Raw genomic sequence first — 18,035 nt, forward strand, 5'->3', positions numbered from 1 at the left:
CGTATTCCTTCATGATCCATCTTTTCTCTTCTTATTTTTTTATCTGCATATCCGCATCTGTGATCCTGCAATACAAAGTCTCATCATTTGGTTCTTTATATGTCTCGAACGTTCCCTGAACGATAATTTCTGTTTCCTGTTCCAGATAATCTTCATCCGACAAATGCAGCATAATAGCTTAATCCATAATCATCTACCAGATAACGGAATGGAAAACGATCACCAAACAGCAGTGTTTTCTGTGACGCGCCATCAACAACTTCCTGATACTTAGCATCCAGGTCTTTCAGCTTTTCACTGTATGCAGATGCATTCTCCTGATAAATATCCTTATGATCCGGGTCTGCTTTTTCCAGCGCGTCTGCAATTTCCTTACTCAGCACTTCTGCATTTTTTACAGACAGCCATACATGCTCATCATATCCAAAGGAAAGGTATGACTTTTCATACCCTTTCTGCTTTATAAAAAGTTTTATTCAATCATTTAATCTTACCTTTTGATGAACTAACGAAATCGACAAAATGATCCAGAACCCCGGCAAAATAACAGTTTCTGCGATAAAGATCACCGGACTGACAAAAAATCCTACTGCAGGTGTTGTTCCCAGATTCCGAAGGACCTGCTTTGCCTGATGAACGCAGGCACAGATCGGGCAGTCCTTTCCCGTACAGTTATGATCTTCCTCTCTGGCAACATAAAAAAGAGAAGCAAAGGTTACAAATATAAGAAAAATACATATAACCGCTGCCATACTTTTTTTCTTTCCTGTATCCATCTCCTTCTCCTTTCCCAGATTTCATCTGTTAATAAATTTTATTTATTCTTTCTTACTGCATTCACCGCAGATTCCGTAAAACACAGTACGATGCGAATCCATCTGAAAATCATGATGCTGCTGCATATGCTGTTTTAAGCTTTCTATCTCATTGCACTGTAAATGGATCAGCTTTCCACATTTCTCACATTTACAATGATAGCAGTTTTCATATTCTTCCCCATGATCTCCGATATATTCAAAACAGGCACTGCTCGAACCGTCTATTACATACTTCGCGGCCAGACCTTCTTTCACCATCTTCTCCAGATGACGGTAAATGGTCGTGGTTCCGACGGAAATCCCTTTTTCCCTGAAAAAATCGCAGATTTCATTCACGGTAACATGTCTTCCCTGTACCGATTTCAGGAAGGTAAGTATTTCGGTCATTTGTTTTGTTTTATATGGTGCTTTTGCCATACTGACCTCCTCCCTTCAATTTGGAAATCGTTTTCATTTTATCACATTATTTTTATATGTCAATGAAATTTGAAAATGTTTTTCATTGTTCAAAAAAAACAGAAGCACCACACACAGATTACTCTCTGCATTGCGGTGCTCCTGCCTCTTCCTTTATTTAACCTTTTTCAATTTCTCTGGTTATTTTCTATTCGAATGACTGCTCTGTACGGTTGATGATCTCATCCTGAAGCGGTTTGCTTAAGTTACGGAAGAAATCACTGTATCCTGCAACACGCACGATCAGATCTCTGTAATCTTCTGGATGCTTCTGCGCTTCCTGCAGAGTCTTTCTGTCGATAACGTTGAACTGTACATGATGTCCATCCATTGCAAAGTAGCTGCGGATCAGACTTGCCATATTGTCAAGACCTTTCTCTCCTGCTACAACGTCCGGTGTGAACTTCTGATTCAGAAGTGTTCCTGCTGTAGCAAGATGATCCATCTTAGCGCAGGATTTGATAACTGCTGTCGGTCCGTTCACATCTGCGGATTTCTCCGGTGAAATACCTTCTGAAACCGGGATGTGTGCTTTACGTCCGTTAGCTGTTGCTCCGATCACATCTCCGAAGTAAACATGGCAGGTTGTAGGAAGCATATCAACTCCGTACTTTCCACCTCTCATAGTCGGACGTCCTGTGATCAGGTCATGATACAGATAGAATACATCCTGCATCAGATCATCTGCGTAGTCATCATCATTACCATATTTTGGTGTCTTATCGTGTACCATACGATAGATTGCATCGTATCCTTCAAAGTTATGATCCATTGCTTCGACCAGTTCTTCCATTGTGAAGTTCTTCTTATCATATACATTGTATTTAACAGCTGCGATACAGTCTGTAACAGTTCCGATACCAACACCCTGAATGTAGTTGGTGTTGTATCTTGCTCCACCTGCATTGTAGTCTTTTGCATTACTGATGCAGTCGTTTGTTACAACGGAAAGACACGGTGCCGGCATATTTTCTGCATATAATCTCTCGATTACGTTGTTTCCACGGATCTTGATATCGATGAAATGCTTCATCTGTTTCTTGAATGCATCCCACAGTTCATCAAATGTCTTAAAGTCTTTTGCATAACCAAGCTTCAGTCCGAGCTGTTTGCCTGACATTGCATCATAACCGTTGTAAAGAGTCAGCTGGAAAATCTTCGGAATATTCATATAACCGGTCAGGATATATGCTTCACTTCCCCATGCTCCTGTCTCTACACAACCTGAAGATCCACCACGACGGGCATCTTCCAGAGATTTACCTGCATTGACAAGTTCCATGATCTGGGCTTCTGTATTATAAAATGCTGGCTGTCCCCATCCTTTTCTTGAGATCTCGCATGCTCTCTTAAGGAAACGTGCCGGTGTTTTCTTGCTGATGGTTACATTAGAGTTCGGCTGTACAAGCTTCATCTCATCCATACAGTCAAGGATCAGGTAGCTGACTGCGTTTACACCGTCTTTACCATCTGGTGTAACTCCACCTGTATTGATATTCGCAAAGTCTACATAAGTAGCACTTTCTTTTAAGGTAATACCAACCTTAACCGGTGCCGGCTGGTTGTAGAATTTGATCCATAAGCATTCAAGCAGTTCTTTTGCTTTCTCGTCATCAAGGATTCCTGCTTCTGTATCTGCTTCATAATAAGAAATCAGATGCTGATCCAGACGTCCCGGACTGAATGCATCCCATGGGTTCAGTTCTGTTGTAACCGCAAGATGTGTAAACCAGTATAACTGGATTGCCTGCCAGAAGGTCTGCGGTTTGTGAGCCGGTACAACTTCCAGGTTGGCTGCGATCTGCTCTAATTCTTTCTTACGAGTAGGATCTGCTTCTTTTTCTGCCATTTCAAGAGCCAGTTTGTGATATCTCTCACCAAGGATGATTACTGCATCACATGCAATATCCATCGCTTTGAGTTCTTCCATTTTATCGGTAGCTTCCGGATCATTCATGAAATCCAGCGCATCCATAGTCTTTTTGATCTTTTCTTTGTATTCCAGATATCCAACTTTAAAGTTCTGTTCACCACCGCATGTATGTCCAGGTCCTCTCTGCTCCATAAACTCTGTGAACATACCTGCTGAATAGCAGTCATTCCATTCCGGAGTCATAGCTGCAAGGATCTTCTCTCTCATGCTTCGTCCTGACCAGTAAGGAATGATTTCCTTCTCCTGGATCTCACGATCTTCTTCTGTTGTATGGAAAGATACGAGGTCACGTTCACTCATAACTACCATATCTTCTTTGCTGTGGCAGCAAAGTTCCGGGAATGTAGGAGAAGCCTGTGGATCTTTTCCTTTTTCACCAACGATCAGCTCACCGTCTCCCAGATAAAGTGTCTTCTTTGAAAAATATTCTTTTAATACCATGGCTCTCATAACCGGAATCGAATATTTTCCATCATTTTTTCTGTAAAAATCTGTCTCGATTCTTGCTCTTTCGAGATCAATGTGAACCGGTGTTGTAACACTCAGTTCTCTCAGCTTCTGAATTCTTTCATTCATGCCTCTTGCCATTTTCTTATCCTCCTATTTTTGTGTTGGTATATCCTGCATCCTGAAAAAGCTTTACAAAACTTTCCATCTCTTCTTTTTCCGGTGCATGTAAATCAGTTCCCTTGTATTCCATACCCAGCTTCGGATATTTACTGCTTCCTGTATTATGGTAAGGCAGCAGATTAACCTGTGCCGGGTGAATGCCGTGTTTCTTCAGAAAATGAATGGTATCTTCCATATTCTGCACATTGCCGTTCACTTCTTTGATCGTCGGGATTCGGATGTAAATCCTTGCCCCTGCATCTGAAAGCTTCACCAGGTTATCCAGGATCAGCTTATTGTCAACTCCGATATACTTTTTATGTAATTCCGGATCCATCACTTTTACGTCATATAAAAACGTATCTACATACGGTAAAATTGCTTCAAATTTATCATACGAAACATATCCGCAGGTGTCAATGGTAAGCGAAATTTCTTCTTTTTTAAGTGCTTTCGCGATCTGTAAAATATAATCCGTTGACATCGCCATCACTTCCCCGCCGGAAAGTGTGACTCCACCGCCGGACTGTTCATAAAACATCCGGTCTTTCATCAGTTCTTTTACCAGTTCCTTTACAGGATACTCCTGCCCGACAATCTCCCGAATGCCCTGTGGGCAGAAATTATCGCATTTTCCGCAAAGCTGACATTTCTCTTTGTCAAGCTCCGGCTTTCCATCTACCATAGTGATGGCATCGTTCGGACAGACCTTTGCACAGGTTCCACATCCGACGCACTTTTCTTTATCACACTGAAGTTCTCTCTCAAAACGCTGTGTCTCAGGGTTGTGACACCACTCGCACTTTAATGGACATCCTTTAAAAAATACAGTAGTACGGATTCCATCTCCGTCATGGATCGAATACTTCTGAATATTCGTTACTAAATTCATGGTAGCTCTCCTTCTTGTCATTTTTCTTTTTAGACTAACGTTTGTACCATAGTCTAAAGATACCAAAAAAACAAAAAATTGTCAATCCTTTGGCAAACTTCTTCTGAAATATTTTTACAATCCTGATCTTCTTTCCTTAAGCAGACGAAACTCTGCACTCAGCTCATCACATATATAAAGAAGAGATACTTCACAGACTGTTTTTATCTGCAAAGTACCTCCCACTTCTCTATTGTACATTCTTCAAAATCACACACTGATTACCTCTGGAACGAAAAGCCGATTCAAACTGTGCTCTGTCATAGCTCACAATCCCTTCGATCGGGTCTGCAACAGTCACACTGTCTGCACTGTATCCGATCAGTACAACACAATGATCGTTCATCGCCCAGCTGGCTTCTCTTCCATCTTCCGTATTCCAGCTTTCCATTATCTGACGTTCTTCCATACCAATTGTTCCCCATACAACCACGGGGGTTCCTTCACTTACAAAACGATACAGCTGTTCCGGCTCTGATCCTGTCTCGTCCTCTGCTTTCATTGCATTTCCATTATCTGCAAGATAGCCATCTGCTGCCGTCACGATTGCTCCCGCTCCGCAGCTTAATCCATCCGTCTCTGACTGTGGATTTCCTATAAAATAATTGTAAATATCATTTCCATATAAAGTTTCATTGTCTCCGTAATAAGTGTTGGTCCATCCAACTGTCGGTAAATATTCGAGTGCCATTGCCATCTTATCTGCAGAATATCCATAATAATTCAAAGTCATTGTAAGAGATGTGATCTCACATCCGGTAGGAAGCTCCGGCATCTGTCCTGTAAATGCAAAATCAGAAATACAGCTACTCTCCGGAAGGGGTGTCTCTTTCACTATTTCCGCATTTTTTATCTTCTGCGTCTTTGCTGTCGTTTTCTCCACTGCTGTAACAGACTGTCTTGCTCCTTTGATCTGTTCTAATTTTGCTTCTATATATGTAGTATCTTTTAATGTAAATCCTACGATAACGGCGCCAACCAGTATCCCTGCTGCCGCTGCGATCCATTTTGCTGCACTGCGAATCTGCATCCGTACCTCCGTTTCTTAACACTTCTGTAACAATTCCGTCATATATACTACAACTTTTTTCGTGTTTCGTCAAATCTGCGGGGGAGTTTTCACAAATATTTCATAAATGAGAGTTGGCAGCACAAGTAATTCCAGATAGAAGGATTGCCTGCGCAATGGGTGCAGATCCGATAAAAATTAATCTGTCCTGCTGTTTTTTATCAATCGAATGAAATCCTGGCAAATACTATGCCATATATTTCTTCTTCAGTGCTTCCACCTTCGCGGTATAAGCCTCCTGCTGCTTTTTCTGCATGATCTCACTCTTAATCTGCTCTTTTACATCATCAAGCTTCGCATCTTCGGCTTCTTTCTTATCTTCCACTTTGATCAGATGGTATCCAAACTGTGTCTTGACCGGTCCAACCACATGTCCGATTTCTGCTGCAAATGCGGCATCTTCGAATTCTTTGACCATCTGTCCTTTTCCGAATTCGCCAAGGTCTCCACCGTTTGCTCCTGACGGGCAGGTAGAAGATTCTTTTGCAACATCCTCAAATGCTTTCCCACCACTTACGATGGATTCAAGTAGTTTGTTACATTTGTCTTCGGAATCAACCAGAATATGTTTTGCATGAACAGATGCTCCTTTTGCAAATCTTGCTTTGTTTGCTTCAAAATATTCTCTGATCTCTTCATCTGAAATTATGATTCCCTCAAAGATCTTGCCGATTGCCATCTGTGCAAGGATATCTTTTCTTGCATTTTCCAGAATTGCTTTAAACTTTTCTGTCTCGTCTAACTTTTCTTCTTCACCATATTTTGCAAGTGCATAAACTGCGATCAACTGATCAACACACTGTTTGCGGAAATCCGGATGGGATGCGTATACCTGCTGTTCTCTCGGAAGGCTTGCGATAAATGCATCTACCTCTGCTGATGTAATTTCATGTCCGCAGATTACTGCTTCAACTGTTTTTTCCATAATTTCTTTGTACTCCTTTTTTCTCGTAGTGTTTCAATTGTACCATTTCATACGGTGTTAGTCAAAGTTGGTTTTATTTCTATGAAACTTCTCTTCATCTGATATCTTTTCTTCCGACTTCATGTTATACTTCGTTTAGGTATGTTTTTTTAGTTTTTTCATTGGAGGTTATTAACATGTCAAACGAAAGTACAAAAACCAATCAGATTACCGAAGGAGTTATCTGGAAGCAATTATTGATTTTTTTCTTTCCTATTGTAGTTGGAACTTTGTTTCAACAGCTTTATAACACCGTAGATGCTGTCATCGTCGGTCGTTTTGTCGGAAAGGGCGCACTTGCCGCAGTCGGAGGATCTTCTGCCGTTCTTTCCAATCTGATCATCGGATGTTTTACGGGACTTGCAAGCGGTGCATCTGTAATTGTTTCCCAGTTTTATGGTGCAAAGGATGAGCGGAATCTGCAAAAGAGTCTGCATACCGCTTATGCTTTTTCCGTTATCCTCAGTATTGTATTTACAATACTCGGATGGGCCTTAACACCATTTCTTTTGAAGCTCATCGATACACCTGCAGATACACTTGCGGATTCTATTCTTTATCTGCGGATTTACTTTTTAGGTATTTTCGGTACCTTGATCTTTAATATAGGCTCAGCCATCATGCGCTCCATCGGTGATTCCCGCAGACCACTATATTACCTGATCGTCTGTTGTTTTCTAAACATCATCCTCGATCTGGTACTGGTAATCGTATTTGATATGGGAATTGTCGGAGCCGCTATCGCAACCATTATTTCACAGGCAGTAAGTGCAATCCTTGTCACCAATGCACTGATGAAAAAATATGATGACTGCAAGCTTTATCTGAGCAAACTACACATAGACCTTTTGAAGCTGCGTATGGAATTCCGCATCGGTATTCCAAGTGCACTGCAGGCATTTATGTACAGTATTACCAATATCATTATTCAGGCAGCAATCAATGGTTTCGGAACCGATACTGCCGCTGCATGGGCTTCTTTTGGTAAACTGGATGCGCTTTTCTGGACAGTCAACGGAGCATTCGGAATTGCGATCACAACCTTTGCCGGACAAAATTATGGAGCAGGTAAAAAAGAACGTATTTTCAAAAGTGTCCGTATCTGCCTTGCAATGGCTGTGGCTGTGTGCGGAGGGATCGTGCTGTTTTTAGCCATCTTCTGCCGCCCACTGTTCTCAATTTTTACGACAGATCAAAATGTGATCAATATCGGTATTGATATGCTGCGTTTTATGGCACCGTGCTACACTATTTATGTATTTATTGAAGTTCTCTCCGGTGCACTTCGCGGAACCGGCGATGTCCTGCTGCCGACACTGATCACACTTGGCGGCGTATGTCTGATCCGTATTCCGTGGATTATGTTTGTCTTACCGGCACACCATACCACAACCTGTGTAATGCTTAGTTATCCGATTTCCTGGATCACTACCACAGCTTTGATCATACCGTACTACTTATATAGAAAAAAACATGCCTACGATTAAGGAGAATTGAACATGGCCAAATCCGAATCTACCAAATACCGGCTCGCCGAAGCAATGAAAACCTGCATGAAGACCACTTCTGTCGATGATATCACCATCCGCCAGATTGTGGAAGTCTGCGGCGTCACACGCCAGACCTTTTACCGCAATTTTCTTGATAAATACGATCTGATCAACTGGTATTTTGACAAACTTCTTCTAAAATCATTTGAACATATGGGAGAAGGTACCACTGTTTATGACGGACTGGTCAAAAAATTTGAATATTTAAAGGAAGAGCACCTGTTTTTCGCTGCAGCATTCCGCTCTGACGATCAGAACTCTTTAAAAGAACATGATTTTGAACTGATTCTGGAATTCTATTCAAACCTTATTTTCCAGAAAACCGGAAGACGCCCGGATGCAGAAACTTCATTTCTTTTAGAGATGTACTGCCGTGGCTCGATTTACATGACCGTCAAATGGCTGCTTGGCGGAATGAAATTTCCGCCTGCGCAGCTTGCAAAACAACTGGTACTTGGCATGCCGGAAAAACTTGTGCAACTCTTCACTGATTTGCATATTTTGTCTTAAGCTTTTGTATAAATGTTACACTTTTCATATTCTGTAACTTTTTTTACCGCCTTCTTATAGTTAAAATAGTATCAGAAACAAGTGATTTTACCATAAACGAAAAGGAGATATGTATCATGGCAAACAGAATTATGTTAAATCAGACATCTTATCACGGAGCAGGTGCAATCGCAGAGATTGCAACAGAAGCAAAAGCTCATGGTTTCAAAAAAGCTCTTGTATGTTCTGACCCGGATCTGATCAAATTCAATGTTACTTCCAAAGTAACAGATATCTTAGACAAAGAAGGACTTGCTTACGAAATCTACTCTGATATCAAAGCAAACCCGACTATCGAGAACGTACAGCACGGTGTACAGGCTTTCAAAAATTCAGATGCTGATTACATTATCGCAATCGGCGGCGGATCTTCTATGGATACTTCCAAAGCAATCGGTATCATCATCGCAAACCCGGAATTTGAAGATGTAAGAAGCCTGGAAGGTGTAGCTCCGACAAAGAAACCTTGCGTTCCGATCATTGCCGTTCCGACAACAGCCGGTACTGCAGCAGAAGTTACGATCAACTATGTAGTAACAGATGTAGAAAAGAAACGTAAATTCGTCTGTGTAGACCCACATGATATGCCGATCATCGCTGTTGTAGACCCGGAAATGATGTCTTCTATGCCAAAAGGACTGACCGCTTCAACCGGTATGGATGCATTAACTCATGCGATCGAAGGCTACACCACAAAAGCCGCATGGGAAATGACAGATATGTTCCACTTAAAAGCAATAGAGATTATCTCCAAATCTCTCCGCGGTGCTGTTGAAAACACTAAAGAAGGAAGAGAAGGAATGGCTCTTGGACAGTACATCGCCGGAATGGGCTTCTCAAACGTAGGTCTTGGAATCGCTCACTCAATGGCTCATACCCTTGGAGCAGTCTATGACACACCACACGGTGTTGCATGTGCAATGATGCTTCCAATCGTAATGGAATACAACGCAGACTGCACAGGCGAAAAATACCGTGAAATCGCCCGCGCAATGGGAGTGAAAGATGTTGATAACATGTCTCAGGAAGAATACAGAAAAGCAGCTGTAGACGCAGTCCGCAAACTCTCCGAAGACGTAGGAATCCCATCCAAACTCGAAGCCCTCAAAGAAGAAGATCTCCAGTTCCTCGCAGAATCCGCCCACGCCGACGCCTGCGCACCAGGAAACCCGAAAGACGCTTCCGTAGAAGACCTCAAAGATCTCTTCAGAAAACTGATGTAAAGAACAAAATATACATAGTGTGGTAATAAAGCAAAATAATATTCACATCCTATAAATTGATATTCCACTTGCTTTTCTTACCAACAAAGTAGAAAAAGCAACCCCCACAAATCCCGCCCAAAGTGGAATTTGTGGGGGTGAACTTTTTCTCCCCGTATCTTAGTTGATGCAACCCACTTGAGGTATCAGCGCCCGAATCGCCATACATCTTGTTTGGATGCATTGAGGAAGCTGCTCGCATTCTGCATGGACGTCGGTCCACAATCATAATCCGAAAACTGATAATGCAATGGATTTTTCAAGGTTATTCCTCTGTTCCTTTTCCCAGGAATTCTGTGTCTACAAGATTCCAGATCTCATCCCGTCCCTGCTTTGTCTCTGCTGAGAAAGGAATCACAACAGTTCCCGGAAGCAGCTTCAGTCCGGTCTTAATTGCCTTTACCTGCTTCTGTACCTGACTTCTCTTCAGCTTATCAAGCTTTGTCGCGATAATGATCGGATTGAATCCCTGATCCACGATCCAGTCATACATCATCTTATCATTCGCAGATGGATCATGACGGATATCGATCAGAAGGAAGACGGCTCGCAGCTGTTTAGAGCCATGAAGATAACGCTCGATCAGCTTTCCCCACTGTGCCTTCTCCTGCTCGGAAACCTTTGCATAACCGTATCCCGGAAGGTCCACCAGATACATTTCTTCGTTGATATTGTAAAAGTTGATGGTCTGTGTTTTTCCAGGTTTTGCCGAAGTTCTGGCAAGCGCCTTCCGATTCATCAGTGCATTGATCAGAGAGGATTTACCGACATTGGATTTTCCGGCAAATGCGATCTCTGGCAAGGTGTGATCCGGCAATTTACTTGTAATTCCACAGACTGTTTCCAGATTTACATTCTTAATTACCATCTTTTTTCCTCCGTGTGCGCATAAGTGCGATTTTCAGAACCTCTTCCATCTGCGATACCGGAATAATCTCCAGTCCCTTTGTGATCTCAGAAGAAAGTTCATCCACATCTTTTTTGTTCTCCCTCGGTACAAGTACCGTCCTGATTCCGGCATTCTTTGCCGCCAGGAGCTTCTCTTTCAGTCCTCCGATCGGAAGTACTCTTCCCCGCAGCGTAATCTCACCCGTCATGGCAAGATCGGCACGCACTTTCTTGTCTGTAATTGCAGAGAGCATCGCAGTCGCCATCGTAATGCCGGCTGAAGGTCCATCTTTCGGAACTGCCCCTTCCGGAATATGGATATGGATATCATGTTTTTCAAAGAAATCTTCAGCAACCTTATATTTACTGCTGATTGACCGGATATAACTGATTCCTGCCTGCGCAGATTCTTTCATCACATCGCCAAGCTGTCCCGTCAGAATGATCTCACCCTTTCCCGGCATTACATTCACTTCAATCTGCAGGGTATCTCCTCCTACACTGGTCCATGCCAGACCACGGACGATTCCCACCTCATCCTCGGCATTTGCCATCTGATAGGTGTACTTTTCTTTTCCAAGATACTTTTCAATATTCCGCTCTGTTACTTGAACTCTCTTTTTATCATGTTCATAGATCTCTCTGGCAGCTTTCCTGCAGATATTACCGATTTCACGCTCCATCTGACGCACACCGGCTTCCTTGGTGTAGTTCTGCGCAATTTTCCAGATCACGCCCTTGCTGATCGTAAGCTGTTCTTTTGTTAGTCCATGTCTTTCCAACTGCTTTGGAATCAGATGTTCTGTCGCAATATGCAGCTTTTCATTCTCCGTATAACTGCTGACCTCAATTACTTCCATACGGTCAAGAAGTGGCCGGGGGATTGTCTGCAGCGAGTTAGCCGTCGTTACAAATGTCACCTCAGACAGATCGACCGGGACTTCCAGATAATGATCACGGAAACGGTTGTTCTGTTCACTGTCCAACACCTCCAGAAGCGCAGAAAAAGTATCTCCCTTATAGTCTGTGCTGACTTTATCAATCTCATCCAGAAGGAGCAGCGGGTTCTTTACCCCGGCGCTCTTAATACCGTTTGCGATCCGTCCCGGCATTGCACCAACATAAGTTTTTCTGTGTCCACGGATTTCAGCCTCATCACGGACACCGCCAAGAGAAATTCTCACATACGGTTTTTTCAGTGCTTTTGCAAGTGATCTTGCAATGGATGTCTTTCCAGTTCCCGGAGGACCTACCAGACACAGGATCGGGCTGTCACCCTTTTTCGTAAGAGCACGTACTGCCAGAAACTCCAGCACACGTTCTTTCACCTCTTCCAGTCCGTAATGTTCTGCTTCCAGAAGCTCTTTCGCATATGCAATGTCTGTAAAATCCTCGGCCCGCTTATTCCATGGCATTTCCAGCATGGTTTCAATATATGTACGGATCACGCCCGCTTCTGCCGGACTCTGCATGGAATTTTTAAATCTGCTGATCTCTTTTTTCAGCTTTTCTTTTACCTCATCCGGTGCATCCAGCGCTTCTGTCTTCTGTGCAAATTCCTCCGCATCGGAAATTGTAGTATCCTCACCAAGCTCTTCTCGGATCAGCTTCAACTGTTCGCGCAGGATATATTCTCTCTGATGCTTATCCACACGCTCTTTCACCTTCATCTGGATCTCATCGCGGATGTTCATGATCTGCATCTCATTGACCAACTTAAAGGAAATAAGCTCATAACGTCTGTCAAAATCAAGTTCTTCCAGGATTTCCTGCAATTCCCGGTAATCCAGAGGCATATTCGCTGCCACCTGATTCACCATCTTTTTCAATTCCGTGATCTCTTTGATCTGGTTTACCATATCTTTTGTGATCTTCGGCATTCTCGCCGCATAATCCAGATACAGATCCCGAAGTCCCCGCGTCATCGCTTCCCGGTTGATCTCGCCTGCAATATCCGGATCACTCTCTTCCGGGATCGTAATATTTGCCCGAAGATACGGATCTGCAAATTCTATTGTATTTAAAACCGCCCGTTCTTCTGCTGATACAAGCACCCGCAGAATCTGTTTTGGCAGTTTGATGATCTGTTTTACTGTCGCAACTGTTCCCACACGGTAGAGATCTGCTTCTCCCGGATTTTCCACTTCCACATCTTTCTGTGTCAGCAAAAAAATCTTCTGGTCGCTTGCCATCGCTTCCTGAACCGCTTCAATCGAGCGTTCCCGGCTGATGTCAAAATGTGCCACCATCTCCGGCAGAATTGTCATTCCCCGCAGGGCAACCATTGGCAGACTTTCTGTTCTGTTCATATAGTTTTTTCTCCTGTTAAATAAAAATGGATGCTTCTGGTCTTAACCGTCAGCACCCATTTCCATACGTCTGATTTTCTTATGCACTTTCCGGTCTTGCTTCGATCTTTTCTGTACTCGGTGCTTTCTCCCCAAGTACTGCCTCTTTTGTCACAAGACAGTATTTCAGATTCTCGTCAGACGGTGCTTTATACATGATATCCATCATTACATTTTCCATGATCGCACGGAGTCCTCTGGCTCCTGTCTTACGCTTCAGGGAAGTCTCAGCAATCGCCTCCAGCGCCTCTTTGTCGAATTCCAGTTCCACATCATCCAGCTCCAGAAGCTTCTGGTACTGTTTTACAATCGCATTCTTTGGTTCCGTCAGAATGCGGATCAGATCTTCCTTATCCAGAAGTTCCAGGGATACAGTTACCGGCACACGTCCTACAAGTTCCGGGATCAGTCCGAACTTCACAAGATCCTGTGGAAGAATCTGCTGCAGAAGCCGGTCGATATCTTCCTCATGACGCTGCGCGATCTGTGCCTCAAATCCAATGGATTTCTTATCTATTCTGTTCTCTATGATCTTATCTATTCCCTCAAACGCTCCACCGCAGATAAATAAAATATTGGTGGTATCAATCTGGATCATCTCCTGCTGCGGATGCTTACGTCCACCCTGTGGCGGTACATTTGCGATTGTACCTTCAAGGATCTTCAGAAGTGCCTGCTGAACACCTTCTCCTGATACATCACGGGTAATCGACGGATTCTCAGATTTTCTTGTGATTTTGTCAATCTCATCGATATAAATGATTCCGTGCTCTGCACGTTCAATATCACCATCTGCTGCCTGAATGATCTTAAGAAGAATATTCTCTACATCTTCTCCGACATATCCCGCTTCTGTAAGCGCAGTTGCATCTGCAATTGCAAACGGTACATTCAGAATTTTTGCGAGAGACTGTGCCAGAAAAGTCTTACCGCATCCTGTCGGTCCTACCATCAGGATATTACTCTTCTGAAGCTCCACGCCCAGATCTTTTTCTGCCATAATACGCTTATAGTGATTATATACCGCAACAGAAAGTACTTTCTTTGCTTCGTCCTGTCCGATCACATAATCATCCAGAAATGCCTTGATTTCTTCCGGTTTCAGAAGATTGATATCATCATATGCATTTTCTTCTTCATAACCAAGTTCATCTTCAATGATCTCAGTACATACATCCACACACTGGTCACAGATAAACACCCCATTTGGTCCGGCGATCATCTTGCGTACCTGACTCTGTGGTTTATTGCAAAAAGAACATCTTACGATTTCTTCATATTTTCCTGCCATATTCTTACCTCGCACTTTTTTACACGTAAAGGGAATGTCCCAATAAGGACATTCCCTTTTCCCGTTAACGGCTTGTAATAACCTTATCAATCAATCCATATGCCAAAGCTTCTTCGGCAGTCTTCCAGTTATCTCTTTCCGTATCTGCACAAATTGTCTCATAACTCTGACCTGTATTTGCAGCCATCAATCTGTTCATTCTTTCTCTGATCTTCAGAATATGCTGTGCATTGATCTCAATCTCGGTTGCCTGACCCTGTGCACCGCCTGAAGGCTGGTGAATCATGATCTCTGCATTCGGAAGGGCATATCTCTTTCCCTTTGCTCCGCCTGCGAGAAGGAAGGCTCCCATACTTGCAGCCATTCCCATACACATCGTAGAGACGTCACATTTGATGTAATTCATAGTGTCGTAGATCGACATACCTGCTGAAATTGATCCGCCAGGACTGTTAATATAAAACTGGATATCCTTTTCCGGATCTTCTGCTTCCAGAAACAGCAGCTGCGCTACGATCAGGCTCGCTGATGCATCATTCACTTCGGTATCCAAGAAAATGATTCTGTCTTTTAAAAGTCTTGAATAAATGTCGTAAGAGCGTTCTCCACGGCTTGTCTGTTCAACGACATAAGGTACTAAACTACTCATGTAACACTCCTCCTGCTATATTAAAATATGAAACAGATACTTATTTTTCTACGGCATTGTCAACTACAAATGTAATTGCTTCCTGAACTGCCATATCCTGCTTCATCTGTTCTTTTTCTTTGTCGCCCATAAAGCTCTTAAGCTTGTCAGCTTCCATCTGGTAAGCTTCTGCCATCTTAGCGATCTCTTCGTCTAATTTTTCATCTGTGATTTCGATGTTTTCTGCTTTTGCAATTGCTTCAAGAACAAGTCTTGTCTTGATTCTCTTCTCAGCCTGTGGACGAAGTTCATCCATCATCTTGTCAGCTGTCATGCCTGTGAACTGCATGTACTGGTCAAGAGTCAGTCCCTGCTGCTGCATTCTCTGAGCGAATTCATCAAGCATCTGTCTTGCCTGTGTATCAACCATAGCTTCCGGAAGATCCATCTTAGCTGATTCGATGATCGCATCTACAGCTGCATCTTCCTGTGCTCTCTTGCCATCGTTTACTTTCTGCTCTTTGATCTTAGCTTTGATATCAGTTTTTAATTCATCAAGAGTATCGAATTCTGATACTTCTGAAGCAAATTCATCATCAAGCTCCGGAAGTTCTTTTGCTTTGATCTCATGAACTGTGCATTTGAATACAGCTTCTTTTCCTTTGAGGTCTTCTGCATGGTAATCTTCTGGGAATGTAACCTTAACTTCAACTTCTTTTTCCGGTTCTGCACCGATCAGCTGTTCTTCAAATCCTGGAATGAAAGATCCTGAACCGATTGTCAGCGGATAGTTTTCTCCTTTTCCACCTTCAAAAGCTTCTCCGTCTACAAATCCTTCAAAATCAAGGACAACTTCGTCTTTATCCTGTACCGGACGTCCTTCTACTGTGATTGTTCTTGCGTTCTTAAGCTGTTCTTCCTCAAGCTTAGCGTCGATTTCTTTCTGTGTTACGCGGTTAGAATATTTCGGAACTTCGATTCCTTTGTATTCGCCAAGTTCTACTTCCGGCTTTGTAGCTACTTCAGCTGTGAAGATGAACGGTTTTCCTTTTTCGATCTGTGTTACATCGATCTTCGGCTGAGATACGATCTCAAGTCCGCTTTCATCGTATGCTTTTGAATATGCTTCCGGAATCAGAGCGTTTGCTGCATCATCATAGAAGATTTCCGGTCCGTACATCTTTTCGATGAGCTGGCGCGGAACTTTTCCTTTACGGAATCCAGGAACATTAATTCTGCTTTTCTGTTTCTGGTATGCTTTCTGAAGTGCTCCTTCTAATTCTTCTGCTGAAACTTCGATTGTGAGTTTCGCCATATTGTGTTCTAACTGTTCAACTTGTAAACTCATTACCATTTCCTCCTAAATTTACATATGCAAAAAGTCGACAGACTTATCTACATTACAATCATTTTACAAGTATAGCACAACTTCTACAGTTTATCAAGCTCTAAAATTCGTTCTATAAAGCCATTTAATTCCTCATCACCGATCGACCAGGTATTCCGCCCTTTTTGCGTCACGGTAAAGGTATATTCCTGCTTCTCTCCATACTGCATATCAAGATAAGAACTTCTTAAAAGACTGTATGCACCGGTCATGTAATCCAGCACCATTGCCTCTTTGATTTCTTCATCTGTTCCACTGTACTTTCCTGCATCTTTGTCTGCCTGGATCTTCTCGGACTCTTCCTTCAGCTTCGGCATGAAGCGGGTAAATACATCCACCGGCTGGTACTTTACCGTCACCTCACAGGTCTTACTCCCCGTCTTTTTTACACCACTTACCTGATAACGGGCGGAACTAAAGATCTCTTTAATCAATACACCATATGTCTCAGAAAAGTCATTTTCCGTCTCCACACCATTTAGCAGACAGTCCTGGACAAAAGCATTGATCCCGTTCTCATAGACCTTTTTCAGATCACTGTCTGATGCTCCGAGGATTTCTTTTGCTTCCTGGGTTTGTCCCTGAAAAGTCAGATCCAGGTTCGCCTGCACATATTTTTCCGCCTTTCCTTCATTGATCCCACATCCGGCAAGCAGTGTAGTCAAAAGCAGCACTGCCAGAAACACACTGCCTGCTTTTCTCTTTTTCCAGAAACTACCGTTCATAGACTACCTGCTTTGAAATGGTATCTGCGCTTTCTTTATCCCGCAGCTCGCTGATCAGCGCAAGTGCAAAATCGATCGCGGTTCCAAGTCCCCGGCTGGTTGTGATATGTCCATCTGTCACTGCCGGCTGACAGGTAACTTCCGCTCCGATAAGTCCTTCTTCCATTCCCGGATAGCAGATTGCCTTCTTTCCTTTCAGGATTCCCATTCCGCCAAATACGGTCGGTGCCGCACAGATTGCAGCCAGATATTTTTTTTCTTCATTATGTTTTAGGATCAGCTCTTCAAGACCTTTGTGTTCTTTTAAATGGATTGTTCCCGGCATCCCCCCCGGAAGCACCAGCATCTTCACCTCTGAAAAATCTGTATTTTCAAACAAGCTGTCTGCTTTTACTATAATTCCGTGTGCCCCCTTGATTTCTTCCTGTCCCATGATGGAAACGGTTCTGGTCTCGATCCCGGCTCTTCTTAAAAGATCAACGACCGTAAGACCTTCAATCTCTTCAAATCCATCTGCAAGAAATACACATACTTCATTCATAATCTTGTCCATCCTTTCTTTTTCCTGATGTTCCCCATTGTAACAGAAGCCTGCAAAAATGGCAACTTTCTGCCTTGTCTCCCCTG

At 43.0% G+C, this 18,035-nt stretch carries 18 protein-coding genes; 3 read left to right on the forward strand and 15 right to left on the reverse strand.

Annotation, left to right across the window (positions count from 1 at the left end; all coding sequences use genetic code 11):
• Nucleotides 1-31: 31 nt before the first annotated feature.
• From NQ556_RS11065 to NQ556_RS11100, 8 genes are all read right to left on the reverse strand, one after another.
• Nucleotides 32-172, reverse strand: a complete 141-nt coding sequence (locus NQ556_RS11065; protein WP_008374542.1) for a hypothetical protein — start codon at nt 170-172, stop codon at nt 32-34.
• The gene (locus NQ556_RS11070) at nt 153-383 is read right to left on the reverse strand and encodes a metal ABC transporter substrate-binding protein (RefSeq protein WP_008374541.1); all 231 of its coding nucleotides are present in this window, start codon (nt 381-383) and stop codon (nt 153-155) included. Before NQ556_RS11070 ends, NQ556_RS11065 begins: the two co-directional genes overlap by 20 nt.
• Nucleotides 384-476: 93 nt before the next feature.
• Nucleotides 477-776 (reverse strand): hypothetical protein, encoded by a 300-nt coding sequence (locus NQ556_RS11075; protein ID WP_008374540.1) that lies wholly within the window; start codon nt 774-776, stop codon nt 477-479.
• Nucleotides 777-818: 42 nt separating this feature from the next.
• Entirely contained in the window at nt 819-1,235 is a 417-nt protein-coding gene (locus NQ556_RS11080; protein WP_008374539.1) for a Fur family transcriptional regulator, read from the reverse strand.
• 187 nt (nt 1,236-1,422) lie between these two features.
• The gene (hypD, locus tag NQ556_RS11085) at nt 1,423-3,795 is read right to left on the reverse strand and encodes a trans-4-hydroxy-L-proline dehydratase (RefSeq protein ID WP_008374538.1); all 2,373 of its coding nucleotides are present in this window, start codon (nt 3,793-3,795) and stop codon (nt 1,423-1,425) included.
• A 4-nt stretch (nt 3,796-3,799) separates the two neighbouring features.
• Nucleotides 3,800-4,708 (reverse strand): trans-4-hydroxy-L-proline dehydratase activase, encoded by a 909-nt coding sequence (locus NQ556_RS11090; RefSeq protein ID WP_022220931.1) that lies wholly within the window; start codon nt 4,706-4,708, stop codon nt 3,800-3,802.
• 229 nt (nt 4,709-4,937) lie between these two features.
• Nucleotides 4,938-5,777 (reverse strand): C39 family peptidase, encoded by an 840-nt coding sequence (locus NQ556_RS11095; RefSeq protein ID WP_008374536.1) that lies wholly within the window; start codon nt 5,775-5,777, stop codon nt 4,938-4,940.
• Between the two features lie 226 nt (nt 5,778-6,003).
• Nucleotides 6,004-6,741 (reverse strand): peptidylprolyl isomerase, encoded by a 738-nt coding sequence (locus tag NQ556_RS11100; RefSeq protein WP_008374535.1) that lies wholly within the window; start codon nt 6,739-6,741, stop codon nt 6,004-6,006.
• Nucleotides 6,742-6,917: 176 nt separating this feature from the next.
• On the opposite strand from NQ556_RS11100, the gene NQ556_RS11105 reads away from it, so the two are divergent.
• The 3 genes from NQ556_RS11105 to fucO all read left to right on the forward strand — a co-directional run bounded on the left by NQ556_RS11105 (nt 6,918) and on the right by fucO (nt 10,102).
• Nucleotides 6,918-8,267: an MATE family efflux transporter gene (locus tag NQ556_RS11105; protein ID WP_008374534.1), complete on the forward strand. Its 1,350-nt coding sequence runs from the start codon at nt 6,918-6,920 to the stop codon at nt 8,265-8,267.
• A 12-nt stretch (nt 8,268-8,279) separates the two neighbouring features.
• Nucleotides 8,280-8,840 carry a TetR/AcrR family transcriptional regulator C-terminal domain-containing protein gene (locus NQ556_RS11110; RefSeq protein ID WP_008374533.1) on the forward strand — a complete coding sequence of 187 codons (561 nt, stop codon included), beginning with the start codon at nt 8,280-8,282 and terminating at the stop codon, nt 8,838-8,840.
• 116 nt (nt 8,841-8,956) lie between these two features.
• Complete coding sequence (gene fucO / locus NQ556_RS11115) at nt 8,957-10,102, forward strand: lactaldehyde reductase (RefSeq protein ID WP_173698963.1); 1,146 nt, start codon at nt 8,957-8,959, stop codon at nt 10,100-10,102.
• A 304-nt stretch (nt 10,103-10,406) separates the two neighbouring features.
• Here fucO and yihA read toward each other — a convergent pair whose 3' ends face one another.
• From yihA to NQ556_RS11150, 7 genes are all read right to left on the reverse strand, one after another.
• The gene (gene yihA / locus NQ556_RS11120) at nt 10,407-11,009 is read right to left on the reverse strand and encodes a ribosome biogenesis GTP-binding protein YihA/YsxC (protein ID WP_008374529.1); all 603 of its coding nucleotides are present in this window, start codon (nt 11,007-11,009) and stop codon (nt 10,407-10,409) included.
• Entirely contained in the window at nt 10,999-13,338 is a 2,340-nt protein-coding gene (gene lon, locus NQ556_RS11125) for an endopeptidase La (RefSeq protein ID WP_008374527.1), read from the reverse strand. The genes yihA and lon overlap by 11 nt, the downstream gene beginning before the upstream one ends.
• A gap of 79 nt (nt 13,339-13,417) precedes the next feature.
• Nucleotides 13,418-14,668: an ATP-dependent Clp protease ATP-binding subunit ClpX gene (gene clpX, locus NQ556_RS11130; RefSeq protein WP_008374524.1), complete on the reverse strand. Its 1,251-nt coding sequence runs from the start codon at nt 14,666-14,668 to the stop codon at nt 13,418-13,420.
• Nucleotides 14,669-14,732: 64 nt separating this feature from the next.
• Nucleotides 14,733-15,317, reverse strand: coding sequence for an ATP-dependent Clp endopeptidase proteolytic subunit ClpP (gene clpP / locus NQ556_RS11135; RefSeq protein ID WP_008374523.1), 585 nt, complete (start codon nt 15,315-15,317; stop codon nt 14,733-14,735).
• A 40-nt stretch (nt 15,318-15,357) separates the two neighbouring features.
• Nucleotides 15,358-16,644 carry a trigger factor gene (gene tig, locus NQ556_RS11140; RefSeq protein ID WP_022220277.1) on the reverse strand — a complete coding sequence of 429 codons (1,287 nt, stop codon included), beginning with the start codon at nt 16,642-16,644 and terminating at the stop codon, nt 15,358-15,360.
• A gap of 83 nt (nt 16,645-16,727) precedes the next feature.
• Nucleotides 16,728-17,408: a hypothetical protein gene (locus NQ556_RS11145; protein ID WP_055246721.1), complete on the reverse strand. Its 681-nt coding sequence runs from the start codon at nt 17,406-17,408 to the stop codon at nt 16,728-16,730.
• Nucleotides 17,398-17,949, reverse strand: a complete 552-nt coding sequence (locus tag NQ556_RS11150; protein ID WP_008374514.1) for a DJ-1 family glyoxalase III — start codon at nt 17,947-17,949, stop codon at nt 17,398-17,400. Before NQ556_RS11150 ends, NQ556_RS11145 begins: the two co-directional genes overlap by 11 nt.
• Nucleotides 17,950-18,035 lie beyond the last annotated feature (86 nt).

This window comes from Coprococcus comes ATCC 27758 (assembly GCF_025149785.1).
Lineage (GTDB): Bacteria > Bacillota > Clostridia > Lachnospirales > Lachnospiraceae > Allocoprococcus > Allocoprococcus comes.